Here is a 10,951-nt window from a genome sequence, read left to right as displayed (position 1 = left end):
GATCCACGGCGGCGACTGACCCCTCCTCACGGTCAAACATGATCCACATCCGACATGCTGCACGCCACCACGTTGATCATTCTGTTAGGACCTCTAAAGCACCGCCTCGGGGCCCAGCCGCAACAGATGGGGCCGAGCCTCCAACCGGCGCCGCACGCCGGCCAGATCCGGTGTCTCGCCGTGCCGCACGGTGAGCACGAAATTGGGACCCACGAACAGGTGCAGCTCACCGAACTCGACCCGCTCGGTGTCATCGCGGTAGTCGGCCGAGCGCAGTACCACGAACAGGGTGTCGTCGTAGCGTTCCAGTTTCGGGCGCTGGTGGGCTGTGATGGCGTCCTCTACCGCCAGTCCGTGCAGCCCGAGCTGGCCGGCGGCGTCCACCAGCTGTGCCTCGGCCGGTCGGTACAGGCCGATCCAGGCCATGCTGCTGGCTTGCCGCTCCAGCATTCGGAAGGTGTCGGCCAGCGTGGTCGGGGACGCGGCATGCCGCCCGTCCAGGTAGACGACGTTGTTGATGATGCTGGTTTCTGAGGTCACACCGGGGATGCTGCACGGTGCCCCGTGCGTGGCCGCGGCAGGATGCCGTCATCGTCAACGGATCGACCGATGATCTGCGCGGCGACCTCGGTCATGCGCAGCCGGGCGTGTTCGACGTCGGGGCAGACGTCGAACACGCTGTCCAGTCCGGTGATCGTCAGTGCCCGCAACACCACGCGTGTACATGCGACCAGACACATCCTGATGCCCGCCGTCTCCGCAGCTTCCCTGGCAGCGACCAGGACGGTGATACCGGCTGCACCGAAGAAGGTCACTTCGGTGAGGTCTACCACCAGTTGTGGGCAAGTGGGTCGCACGTGATCGAGGAGACGATCACGCAGCAGCGGGCTGTTGGACGAGTCCACCTCGCCGCACACCGCGAGTACGACCGCATCGGGCGGGGCAGGGCACACCGTGACGGTCAGAACCTCCCCATCTGGCTGGAAGTCTGGCCGGACAGCAGCTGCGCGTGCCGGACGGCCCGTCGACACGTGTTGGAGGAGGGGTGTCATGGGGACATCTCCTTGATCGGGCAACGTTGCGCCTGCCCGGTTGCTTGTGAGGCGGATGGTCGAGCGCACCACGGAGGCCCAGTCACGCTCGTCGAAGATCCAGATCACTCTGGCTGAAATGTCGATCTGACCGTGCAACACGTCGTGCCGGGCACAAGCGGGAGCGGATCGCCAGCGGCCGGACGTTCGCGGACACAGCAGTCACGTGACTGTTCCATTGGGACTGTCTGGAAAGGCCTGCGCTGTGTCCCTGGTCGTGAGCGCGAGGATCCGGTCGATCATCAGGTCGGCTTCCGCCGCGCTGAACAGGCCCAGCCCGACCGTGTGCTGGACGGACGCGACCGTGCTCCGGCGGGGTTCCGCGATCCCCGCGACCGCGCCGTGGTAGCGGGAAGCTGATCAAGACGCGCCATGGGAATTCCCCCGGTCGGATGTCGTCATGCCGGGGTCCAGGGCACTTTCTGGGAACGATACTCCCTTGTCCGGACAACGTTCGATCATCGCGTGCCCCGGTGCCGGTCGGTCGCACACGCGCAAGACGCCCGGCCGTGTGCACGGCACGTCGTGTTCGTCCCCTTACCGGCGCTGCCTGAGGGTTCTCGGCGTGGGCTGAGGGCACCGGAGGCGAAGGAGGGACGGCGGTGTCGTTGGTGCCGCCTCAGGCGCAGGAGCGATCACCGGCGCCCACTCATCGGGTGAACCGGAGACAGGAGCGTCGCGATGGTCTCGGATCAGCTCAGTCCCCCCGCACGGCACCGACTGACCGGCGCGGTCTCGCGTTGCGCTTGCAGTTGAAACCGCCTGGGGCGGCACTCGGGCCCGTCGACGGCGGCTGGTGGCCGTGGTCGGACGAGCTGGCAGCCGAGCTCCCCGTGCTGGTCACCGCGCTCGGCGCACGGCTCGGTCCGGTCAACCGTGTGTCATACCGTCTCGACACCTGGACCACAGTGGCAAGGAAAACACCCGTCGACGGTTGAATGGTCCGGTTCGAAGGCTTCCGATCGATCGATCGACCCGCACACCGTCGTGGTGATCGGGTCCGATCACCGGCGGGTCAGCCTGCTCGTCGTGCCGCCTGGCGTCCCGGAGGGTGCGGCACGCGTCCGCCACCGGCCACGACTCGACCGCGAGCGTCGCGGCCATCCTGGCTGGCAACGGCGTGCCGCTGGACGCCCACCATTTCAGCCGTGTGCTCATCCCCAGGGCCCGCCAGGCTGGGCTGGCGGAAGAACGCTGGGAAGCCGAAGGCGGCCACATCTGGTGACCAGGAAGCAGCCAGCCGAGGACCGGACGCCGTTCAGGGTGACGATCGGCGGGACTTCCGCTGCGGACTTCGCTCAGCAGACTCGCACCCTGTCGCCGTGGCGATCAGCGACGCGAAACGGTATCGCTACCAGCGTGCTCGGCGTAGGTTCGAGGGTGACCGGGTGACCTCCCGGCTCCACCAGGTGTTGTTACGTTGGCCCGGACCCCGCTGACACGCGCCAGGGTCGACGGGACGTGGACGCCATGCCGAACGCCTTCAGTGCCGCTGACAGCTCGGACGGCCCGCCGCAGGGTGGGTTCCAGTTGCCGTCCGCTGATCTGCCACGCCTGGAGCTGGAGAAACTGCTCGACGAGGTGTCGGCGCGGGCGCAGGACGTGCTCGCCACTCAGGGCCGGTTGCGGCAGCTGTTGCACGCGCACGCCGTAGTGGCCAGTGACCTGAGCCTGCAAGCGGTGCTGCAGCACGTCGTGACCTCGGCACGGGAGTTGCTGGAGGCCCGCTGCGCGGCGCATGGTGTGATCGGCGAACACGGCCTGCTCGACGAGTTCGTCCATGTCGGCATGGACGAGAACACCGTGGAGCGAATCGGGGAGCTACCCTGCGGCAGGGGGAGCGCGGCGACGGCGAGACGGGACTTCATCCGTGAGTCGATCGAGTAGCCCACGATCCGGTTGGAGCAGACGTCCTTGACCGCGCACAAGTACAGCTTTCCTTCGGTGGTGCGGTGTTCGGTAATATCGGCCAGCCACAACCGGTTCGGTGCCGCGGCGGTGAAGTCGCGGCGCACCAGGTCGTCGTGCACCGGCAGACCGGTTTTCTTGCCGTTGCGGCCGCGTTGCTTGCCGAACGCACTCCACCAGCCCATAGACGAGCAGATCCGCCACGCTGTCCGATCCGCCATCGCCACGCCGGCGTCACGGGCCTCGTCGGCCAGGAACCGGTAGCCGAACTCCGGATCGTCGCGGTGCGCGTCGAACAACACGTTCGCCCGATAGGCCCGCCCGAGTTCTGTGTCGGTGACCGGCTGGGCACGCCAGCGGTAGTACGGCTGTCGAGCGATGTTCACGACCCGGCACGTCACCGCGACCGGGATACCGTCGGCGGTGAGCTCGGTCACGAGCGGGTAGAGCCTTTTCCCGGCAGGTTCGCCTGCGACAGATACGCGGTTGCACGGCGCAGGACCTCGTTCTCCTGCTCAAGCAGCTTGATCCGCTTGCGCGCCTCCCGCGGCTCCGCTGACTCGGCCCGGCTCGCACCGGGCTTGGTGCCTTCCTCGACCTCGGCTTGCCGCAGCCACGTGAACAAGGTCATCGGGTGAACCCCGAAGCCCTTCGCGATCTGCTCGACGGTCACGCCGGGCTCGCGGTCACGGGCGACCCGCACGACATCGTCGCGGAACTCCCGGGGGTGGGGCTTGGACACAGCGACATCTTCCCAGCTCACCATCACGGCAAGCCAACTCAGATGTCACCTGTCGGTGCAGCAGACCCTGTACTGGTGATGACGGGTTCTGCTGTGGACGGGAGTCGGTGTGCCGGGCGTCGACATTGCGACGCCAGGGGATCTCGTTCTGGCGCGACCAGCTTTCGCACGTCGGACAGCATTTCGACTCGCAGAAGGCACGCGCAACACGATCGGGTGCCCATTCGAGACGGTGGATTTGCTGAAAGGGAGGAAATTTGCGCAATGAGGGAGTCGGTGGCAGGATGCGCGGTCGCCCGCAGGGCGATCGTCGCTGATGATCCAAGGCCGTGCGGTGAATCCTGAAAGGACTTGATGCCGAGTGGACGTGTTCGATCCTGTGCCGGTGCTTCCGGTGGTGGTTCCCTTGGCGGCGGTGGCCTTCCTGGCGTTGCTGTGGGTCCTGCACCGTCGTGGCCGTCTCACGGTGCCGCGTGCCGGTGTCGCTCTCGCGCTCTGCGTGTACGTCGCCGGAGTCGTTGCGAACACGGTGTTCCCGATCTACCTGAGCGCGCCGGCGACGGAAGCGCGATGGAAGGTCTACTTCGGACTGGTCGACGGCTACGACGTGGGTGACGCGGTGACGAACATCCTGGTGTTCATGCCTGTGGGCATGATCGTGCCGCTACTTCTGGCCACACCTTCGTGGTGGCGTGTGCTAGTCGCGTCAACGGCATTCAGCGCGGTGATCGAGTTGAGCCAGTTCTTCACCGGCAACCTCTGGGGCGGTGGCCACCTGGCCGACGTGAACGATCTGCTCTTCAACGTGGTCGGCGGTGTGCTGGGGTACGGCGTGTTCTCCCTGCTGACTCGAGTGCCGGCCCTCGCCGCTTTCATCGACCTGTTCCGCTGGAGCGACCCGCGTCCTGTGGTCAGTTCGTCATCGCGGTGACCGGTCGAACCGGCGGCGGATGTCCAGCAGGTGGTGCCGCAGCTCGTGCAACGTGTGCACCGCCGGCCCAGCGCACAGAATGCTCGACCGCTTCCGGGTGCGAAACGGGGAGCATGCGCTCCCAGTCACCGGGCTCGAGCAGGTCCAGCACCCGCGCGAACATCGCGGTGAAGTCCATGAGCCGGTGTGCGACGTCGCCGGAATCCGAGCCCTGGCGCGGCAGGTCCTGGCCGGGTTGTCCGACGACGACCTCGACGATGTCCTGCAGGTCATCGCAGAGCTGGTGAGTGACGCGTTCGACTGTGGCCGCAGCGCTCGCTGGATGCGGTTGTTCGTCACGCCGGCACCGTGAGTTCCGTGGCCGGGACCACCACGATGACCGGCAGATCAGCCAGCACATGCGCGAGGCGGGGGCCGTCGTAGCCGGCGTCGGCGACCAGCAGGTCGTCCGAATCCCCCGGTGACCACTGCCTGGCCGCGGTCAGGCGGTCCACCACGCCGCGGATCTGGCGGGCGGTCACGTCCGCGGCAGTGTCACCCCTGCCAGCGCGGTCCGCAACCGATCAACGTCCACCCGGCCCTGGGCCAGCGCGGCACGACCGCTGCCATGACCACGACGATGCTCACCAGCCAGAGACAGCTCCGCCACCGACCGCACCGGCCCGTCCACGCACAACACCGCGTCGGCTAGCTCGAACAACGCATCCGCCCGCCGGGTCAGGCACCGGTAGAACTCCTGCCGCAACCCGGACAACTCCCGGGACACCCGTTCTACGGGCCATGGTGCACACTGATCAACTGAAGCCTTGGTCTCGATCTTCTTCCGTTGCAAGAAGAAGAATCGACCAAGGGCTTCACTCGTGGTTGACCGGGGTCACACCTAGCCACTCAGAGGTTGAAACTCAAGCTAGGCCCGGCTCAGCACGCGCAGCATCGTGTGCACGCGGTCCGCGCGGCCCCCGGCGTCGCCGGTGAAGGTCACTTCCGAGGCCATGCCGCCGAAGTCGGCCCAGAAGCTGTCGCCCGTCTGGTGGTGCAGCGGGATGTCCTGGCCTGTCAACGGGTTGGTGACCACCAGGGAGGCGTCCGGGCCGGGGCGCACGGTGAGGCGCAACGTCGGGGAGGTGTACTCGCCGAGGTAGCGGTGGACCTCCCGTGGTCCGGGACCGGCCTGTGGTGGGACCGGGCGGTGCCCGACGAGCAGTGCCAGGAGGTGTTCACCGAGCGCCGAGCCGCCCAGGGTGTTGGTCAGCACGGCCAGTGCCAGTCCGCGCTCCGGTTCCACGTGTACGAACGCGCTGGTGCCGCCGATGTGCTGGACGGCCCCAGGCGGTCCCGCAACTGGCAGCGCCCAGCCCAGTCCCCAGCCCCGGTAGCGCAGTGGCACACCGGGCAGGCGGACCTGTTCGCGCAGCACCTCCTCACGCAGGGACATCGGCAGCAGGGTGTGGCCCTGTTCGGTGCGCCCTCGGGCGCAGGCGAGCGCCACCCTGGCGGTGTGAGCCGCGGTGGCGCGCAGACCGGCCCCCGCTGGCCCGTACAACGGACTGGCCGGTGGCCACAGCGGCCCGCGTGTGAAACCGCCCTGCCCGTCCGAGAGATAGCCGTCGGCGGCGCCGAGGTCGGCGGAGGCGGCACCGGCCGGGGCGAGGACCTGCTCGTGCAGCGCCCTCATCCAGTGCCGGCCGGTGGTGTTCTCGACGAGCCTGCCGAGTGCGGCGTAACCGGGGTTGCTGTAGTGGAACAGTTTCCTGGGTTCGGCGGTGAAGGACCGGTCGAGCAGTTCGGCGAGCGAGGCGGTGCCGTCCCAGGCGTCGGCCAGGCCGGCGGTGTGCGCCAGCAGCATGCGTGGGGTGATCGTCGTGCCCGCCAGTTCAGGCACCAGGCGGCCCGCCGGGGCGTCGAGGTCGAACGCGCCCGAGGCCACCAGGCGGCAGACCAAGGTCGCGAGCAGAGGCTTGGTCACCGACCCCACGGGGTAAGCGGTGTCCACCCCGGACGGAGCCACCCCGGTGACAGCGCACCGGGCGCCGGTGTCCTCGAGCAGACACACCGATGCACCGGCCACGGCGTGCTCCCGGACGGCCTCCTCAAGCACGGCACCGACTTCGGGACAGATCTTCATGACCCCCACCTCACATACGATGCAAATCTCACATACGCACTGTATCTGTAGTACAAAGAGTACGTGAGTACGAGAGCCGGACGCTCCAGGGAGACGAGCCGGGACAGACGTCGCCGTGAAACCCGGGCCGCGCTCCTGGACTCCGCGTACGAGGTCTTCCGCGCCGCTGGCTACGGCGCGGCTTCCCTGGAGGCGATCGCCGCCGACGCCGGGTTCACCCGGGGTGCGCTGTATGCGAACTTCAGCAGCAAGGAAGACCTCTTCCTGGCCTTGGTCGAGGAACGCGCCGACTCCCTGCTCGGCCAGTGGCGGGACCTGGTCCCGGCCGGTGCCGCCCGCGGGGACGTGGCGCGGACTGTCGGTGCCTGGCTGGCCGGGTTTCTGCTCGAGCACCAGGGGTGGTTGCTGGCCAACGCCGAGTTCTCCCTCGTGGCGGCACGGTCACCGGAGCTCGCTGCGCGCAGAAGAGCCGCGCTGGGCCACGTCCGCCTCGAGATCGGCGAGGCACTGCGGCACTTCGCAGGTGCCGGGGACGAGGACCCCGGTGAGCTCGGGGTGCTGGCCGTGGCGCTGATCGACGGCGTCCTGGTCAACGCCGCGCTGGACCCTGAGCTGGACGTCGCGGCCGTGCTTGCCAGCGGTCTGGGGCGCCTGCTCGCCACGGACCAGTGACCCGCTTTCCCGGCCGCCGAACAGCTCGTCGAACGGCCACCAGCGGCCCAGGGTCGTGACCATCACGGTCGACGGGCGCTGCGGGTCGACCGCCAGCCCCGCGAAGCCGAAGCCGGTGCCGGGCATCGGCGAGATGTCCTTCTACGACCCGGTGGACGGCGTGTGCTTCCAGACCGACCCCGCCTTCACCCCGTTCGGGCCGGGGACGTCGGTGTACGTCACGTAGAACGAGCCGTCGCCGGACAGCACACCGTGGTGCGGCAGCTGCCCCGCGGGCTGACCGGGCACAGCCGCCCAGATGGCCCGCCGTCGGTGGAGCGGTACAGCGAGGTCGTCTTGTCGGCGACGCCCGCGTAGACCGTCCTGCTGCCGACCGGTCCGAAGGTCACGAAGGACAGCCCGATTCCACTGCTGCCGCCGTCCTTCACCGGGAACGCGGCCACCTGGCTCCACGTCACGCCGTGGTCGGTGCTGCGCCACAGCCCGTTCTTGCGGGTGCCCAGGTAGAGCGTGCGGTTGTCGGCGGGGTCGATCGCGAGCCGCTCGCCCATCGACCGGCCGTCCTCGTTGGCGCCGAGCTTGAACGGCAGGTCGGTGCGCTGGAACGTCCTGCCCTGGTCGGTGGAGCGGTCGTCGCTCTGGACGATCGCCCGGCCGCCCTCCCCGTCGCCCGCGCACAGGACCTTGCCGCTGGTGCGCGACACGATCTTCACCGCTCCGCCGAGGCCTTCGGAACTCCCAGGACCTTCTTGCCGTTGTTGTTGACCAGCTGGTGGTAGCCGCCGTCCACCGGCTTCAGCCGCCACTGCTGGCTCGCCGCGTCAGGGCTGCGCTGCTCCTGCTGAATCCGGACGCCGTCCGTTCCCACCACGTCCAGCGCGTTGCCGCTGCGCACCGACACGAACCGGTAGTACGCACCGGCGTCGACGGCCACCGGCTCCGAGTCGCCCCACACCACCCCGAGGTACGCACCGGCCGGCGCCGACACCCCCAGCGCCGCGGTGATCACCGTCAACCGGCCGCGGTGGTGCTTGCGTCCCGCGGTCCACCGGCCCGGCGGTCCGCAGTGGACCCGGTCTTGCTCATAGCAGCGCTCCTTGAGTCTGCCGTGCCTTGGCACGGCACCGAGATCGGTGATCGTCTTCCGACCTACGTGCAAGTTGCCGCTGCTGCGGGAAAGGTTTCCGCCGAATCCGGAATCCTCGTGGACCTGCGCACCACGAGACCGGCCAGTCGGTGTCGCCGTCCCGGCTACTCGCGTTCGACGATGACCGCGCAGGCGGTCGCCCCGGCGCCCGTACCGATCAGGAGCGCGCACTCACCGGCTCCCAGCAGGTCACCCGCCAGGATGTCAGCCAAGTTCGCCGGCAGGTCCCCGGCCCCGAGGTGCCCGGTGTCCGCCCCGAACGCGCGGTAGCGGTCGCGCAGCGCACGTGGCAGGGCACGCCGCACGACCTGGTCCGTCACCTGCGCACCCAGCCGGTTCGACGAGACGAGTGCGATGCGGTCGCGGGCCGTGTCCTCGTCCCCCAGACCGGCGTCGTTCAGCGCGATGCCGACGGCCTCCTGGATCACCTCGCGGGAGCCCTTCAGGTTCGCCGCGAACCCGAGCGCGTCCTCCTGGGGACCGGAGACCGGCTCGGGCAGCGGGCGGAACGGGTGGAAGGCCGGGAAGGTCTCCTCGAGCTGTGGACGGCCTGCCGAGCCGACGGAGCGGATGACCAGCGGGCCTTCGTCACGGCCCAGCAGAACGGCGGTCGCGCCGTCCCCGAAGACGGTGGCGGGGGCCGTTCGCCACCGGTCGTACGGGAGCGCGCTGAAGTTGCCCGCGGTGGTGCACAACGCGTGCCGGACGCTGTCGTCCGCCTGCATCGAGGTGGCGGCCCAGCCGATTCCCGCGGCACCGCCGTTCGACATCTGAGCCAGCCCGATCGCGACCGCCCTGGACGCGCCGAGCACCCTGGCGAGCCGGTGCGCGGGCGACCAGGGGTCTTCCTCTCCCGGAGTCATGCCCGCGTAGGTGACGAGGTCGATCTCCACGGGATCGACGCCGTGCCCGCCGAGGCACTGCTGAGCTGCCTGCCACCCCATCCACCAGGCGGGCTCCGCGGCGCCGACCGGCACCTCGGAGCACGCGGCCCCGGCGGCCTGTTCCGCGGTGACCGCTCCCGCTGCGACGGCACTCGCCGCCGGGTAGCGCTCGTCGGGCAGCCACGTCGTCGCAGCGGTGATCCGGACGGTGCGCTCGACCCTCATGCCGGCCGCTCGTCGGGTCGAAGGCGGACCGGCACGGAGAACAGGGTGCGGTCACCCAGGTTCGTCGTCCAGCGCAGGTCTTCGAGCGCGACGGCGAGGGACAGCTCTGGGAACCGCGCGAACAACGCGGGGAGCGCGGTGTTCGCCGTGGTCAGCGCCAACGGCGCACCCGCGCAGAAGTGCGGGCCGTGCCCGAAGCTGATGTGACCGGTGTTGCCGGGGCGGGGCACGACGAGCTGATCCGCGTCCGGGTAGGCCGACGGATCGCGGTTGGCGGCGGCGACCACCACGAGAACGGTGGCGTCGCGCGGGATCGTGACCCCGCCCACCTCCACGTCCTCGGCGGTGAACCGCCAGGTCGCGCACGGCGTCGGCGGGTACCGGCGCAAGACCTCCGCGAGCACCGCCGAGCACGACGCCGGACCGGCCGTGATCGCTTCGAACAGGTCTTCCCTGGTGGACGCCAGAGCGGCGGTGTGAGCCAGCAGCGTCGTGGAGGTCGTGGTTCCGGCGAACACGGTCAGGGCGACCATCGACATCACCTCGGCCAGGCTGAGCCTGCCGCCGGGGTGGTAGTCGCGGAAAGCCAGCTTCAGCAACGTGTCGGTGCCGGGGAACCGGTCGTGGTCGTCGATCGCCTCCAGGATGAGCTGTTGCTGCGCGTCCGCGGCTTCCCGCGCCTCCGCGCTCCGCGGATCTGCGTCCGCGACGACTGTTCGCACAGCGGGGAGCAACCGGTCGAGGAGGGACTTCTCGATTCCGATGACCTCGCTCATCACCGACGTCAGCACCGGCCCGGCGAACGCGGTCACCAGGTCGGGCGCGGTCGCGGCGGCCAGGGTGTCGAGGCTGGTCGCGACGATCTCGGCGATCCGCTGACGGCGCCGGTCGACGGCCTTCGGGGCCAGGCACCTGGTGAGCAGCTCCCGCAGGCGGCGGTGGTCGGCTCCGTCGGTGTTCAGCACGTGCCGGCCCAGCACCGCGTAGCTGTCCTCGGGGTGCCTGCCCCCGTCGAACAGGTGGGCGGGATCGGACAGCGTCGCCGGGTCCTTCCTCAGCCGGCTGTCCAGCAGGACGGCTTTCGCCTCGGCGTAGCGGGCCACGACCCAGACCCGGAGCCCGGTCGACAGCACGACCTGCTGAACCGCGTCTCCTCGAACCAGCGCGGCCAGCATCGAGTCGTTGTCGGTCTGGTTCGGACTCAGCGCGAAGACGCGGGACACCGG

At 69.3% G+C, this 10,951-nt stretch carries 17 protein-coding genes; 6 read left to right on the top strand and 11 right to left on the bottom strand.

All coding sequences use genetic code 11. The features are described 5' to 3' along the window. Nucleotides 1-93 precede the first annotated feature (93 nt). The gene (locus ACZ7CD_RS29370) at nt 94-540 is read right to left on the bottom strand and encodes a CorA family divalent cation transporter (protein WP_470380160.1); all 447 of its coding nucleotides are present in this window, start codon (nt 538-540) and stop codon (nt 94-96) included. Further along, nucleotides 537-1,160: an STAS domain-containing protein gene (locus ACZ7CD_RS29365; protein ID WP_470380159.1), complete on the bottom strand. Its 624-nt coding sequence runs from the start codon at nt 1,158-1,160 to the stop codon at nt 537-539. The genes ACZ7CD_RS29370 and ACZ7CD_RS29365 overlap by 4 nt, the downstream gene beginning before the upstream one ends. A 533-nt stretch (nt 1,161-1,693) precedes the next feature. Here ACZ7CD_RS29365 and ACZ7CD_RS29360 point away from each other — a divergent pair. Further along, on the top strand, nt 1,694-2,029 hold the full coding sequence (locus ACZ7CD_RS29360) for a DUF5994 family protein (RefSeq protein ID WP_470380158.1): 336 nt from the start codon (nt 1,694-1,696) through the stop codon (nt 2,027-2,029). 113 nt (nt 2,030-2,142) lie between these two features. Then, nucleotides 2,143-2,316 carry a hypothetical protein gene (locus ACZ7CD_RS29355; protein WP_470380157.1) on the top strand — a complete coding sequence of 58 codons (174 nt, stop codon included), beginning with the start codon at nt 2,143-2,145 and terminating at the stop codon, nt 2,314-2,316. A 388-nt stretch (nt 2,317-2,704) separates the two neighbouring features. Here the strand turns inward: ACZ7CD_RS29355 and ACZ7CD_RS29350 are convergent, their stop codons facing one another. Both ACZ7CD_RS29350 and ACZ7CD_RS29345 read right to left on the bottom strand, forming a co-directional pair. Continuing rightward, nucleotides 2,705-3,436, bottom strand: coding sequence for a DDE-type integrase/transposase/recombinase (locus tag ACZ7CD_RS29350; RefSeq protein WP_470380156.1), 732 nt, complete (start codon nt 3,434-3,436; stop codon nt 2,705-2,707). Next, nucleotides 3,433-3,765 (bottom strand): transposase, encoded by a 333-nt coding sequence (locus ACZ7CD_RS29345; RefSeq protein WP_470380155.1) that lies wholly within the window; start codon nt 3,763-3,765, stop codon nt 3,433-3,435. The genes ACZ7CD_RS29350 and ACZ7CD_RS29345 overlap by 4 nt, the downstream gene beginning before the upstream one ends. A gap of 337 nt (nt 3,766-4,102) precedes the next feature. Between ACZ7CD_RS29345 and ACZ7CD_RS29340 the strand changes: the two genes are divergently transcribed. Next, nucleotides 4,103-4,672 carry a VanZ family protein gene (locus tag ACZ7CD_RS29340; RefSeq protein ID WP_360388123.1) on the top strand — a complete coding sequence of 190 codons (570 nt, stop codon included), beginning with the start codon at nt 4,103-4,105 and terminating at the stop codon, nt 4,670-4,672. A 79-nt stretch (nt 4,673-4,751) separates the two neighbouring features. Then, nucleotides 4,752-5,024 carry a hypothetical protein gene (locus tag ACZ7CD_RS29335; RefSeq protein WP_360388120.1) on the top strand — a complete coding sequence of 91 codons (273 nt, stop codon included), beginning with the start codon at nt 4,752-4,754 and terminating at the stop codon, nt 5,022-5,024. Here ACZ7CD_RS29335 and ACZ7CD_RS29330 read toward each other — a convergent pair. The 3 genes from ACZ7CD_RS29330 to ACZ7CD_RS29320 form a co-directional block, all read right to left on the bottom strand. Continuing rightward, the gene (locus tag ACZ7CD_RS29330; RefSeq protein ID WP_470380154.1) at nt 5,008-5,193 is read right to left on the bottom strand and encodes a transposase; all 186 of its coding nucleotides are present in this window, start codon (nt 5,191-5,193) and stop codon (nt 5,008-5,010) included. The genes ACZ7CD_RS29335 and ACZ7CD_RS29330 overlap by 17 nt on opposite strands. Then, a complete protein-coding gene (locus ACZ7CD_RS29325) occupies nt 5,190-5,438 on the bottom strand; it encodes a transposase (protein ID WP_470380153.1) in 249 nt (82 codons plus the stop codon). The genes ACZ7CD_RS29330 and ACZ7CD_RS29325 overlap by 4 nt, the downstream gene beginning before the upstream one ends. Nucleotides 5,439-5,579: 141 nt before the next feature. Next, complete coding sequence (locus tag ACZ7CD_RS29320) at nt 5,580-6,797, bottom strand: serine hydrolase domain-containing protein (protein WP_470380152.1); 1,218 nt, start codon at nt 6,795-6,797, stop codon at nt 5,580-5,582. Between the two features lie 63 nt (nt 6,798-6,860). Here ACZ7CD_RS29320 and ACZ7CD_RS29315 point away from each other — a divergent pair, with 63 nt between their 5' ends. After that, nucleotides 6,861-7,469, top strand: coding sequence for a TetR/AcrR family transcriptional regulator (locus ACZ7CD_RS29315; RefSeq protein WP_470380151.1), 609 nt, complete (start codon nt 6,861-6,863; stop codon nt 7,467-7,469). Between the two features lie 55 nt (nt 7,470-7,524). Next, on the top strand, nt 7,525-7,695 hold the full coding sequence (locus ACZ7CD_RS29310) for a hypothetical protein (RefSeq protein ID WP_470380150.1): 171 nt from the start codon (nt 7,525-7,527) through the stop codon (nt 7,693-7,695). On the opposite strand, the gene ACZ7CD_RS29305 is transcribed toward ACZ7CD_RS29310, so the two are convergent. From ACZ7CD_RS29305 to ACZ7CD_RS29290, 4 genes are all read right to left on the bottom strand, one after another. Then, nucleotides 7,688-8,182 carry a WD40/YVTN/BNR-like repeat-containing protein gene (locus ACZ7CD_RS29305; RefSeq protein ID WP_470380149.1) on the bottom strand — a complete coding sequence of 165 codons (495 nt, stop codon included), beginning with the start codon at nt 8,180-8,182 and terminating at the stop codon, nt 7,688-7,690. The two genes, ACZ7CD_RS29310 and ACZ7CD_RS29305, sit on opposite strands and share 8 nt — an antisense overlap. Next, the gene (locus ACZ7CD_RS29300) at nt 8,179-8,478 is read right to left on the bottom strand and encodes an RICIN domain-containing protein (RefSeq protein WP_470380162.1); all 300 of its coding nucleotides are present in this window, start codon (nt 8,476-8,478) and stop codon (nt 8,179-8,181) included. Before ACZ7CD_RS29300 ends, ACZ7CD_RS29305 begins: the two co-directional genes overlap by 4 nt. 242 nt (nt 8,479-8,720) lie before the next feature. Next, the gene (locus tag ACZ7CD_RS29295; RefSeq protein ID WP_470380148.1) at nt 8,721-9,725 is read right to left on the bottom strand and encodes a beta-ketoacyl-[acyl-carrier-protein] synthase family protein; all 1,005 of its coding nucleotides are present in this window, start codon (nt 9,723-9,725) and stop codon (nt 8,721-8,723) included. Continuing rightward, nucleotides 9,722-10,948: a cytochrome P450 gene (locus ACZ7CD_RS29290; protein WP_470380147.1), complete on the bottom strand. Its 1,227-nt coding sequence runs from the start codon at nt 10,946-10,948 to the stop codon at nt 9,722-9,724. The genes ACZ7CD_RS29295 and ACZ7CD_RS29290 overlap by 4 nt, the downstream gene beginning before the upstream one ends. Nucleotides 10,949-10,951: the final 3 nt, after the last annotated feature.

Source organism: Lentzea sp. NPDC036949 (genome assembly GCF_055608075.1).
Note: the sequence above shows the minus strand (reverse complement) of the source record. Positions and strands in the feature narration are given on the sequence as shown.

Coding starts and splice junctions, on each gene's coding strand:
- ACZ7CD_RS29320 (WP_470380152.1), bottom strand. CDS start 6,797: ATGAAGATCTGTCCCGAAGTCGGTGCCGTGCTTGAGGAGGCCGTCCGG.
- ACZ7CD_RS29345 (WP_470380155.1), bottom strand. CDS start 3,765: ATGGTGAGCTGGGAAGATGTCGCTGTGTCCAAGCCCCACCCCCGGGAG.
- ACZ7CD_RS29335 (WP_360388120.1), top strand. CDS start 4,752: ATGCTCGACCGCTTCCGGGTGCGAAACGGGGAGCATGCGCTCCCAGTC.
- ACZ7CD_RS29295 (WP_470380148.1), bottom strand. CDS start 9,725: ATGAGGGTCGAGCGCACCGTCCGGATCACCGCTGCGACGACGTGGCTG.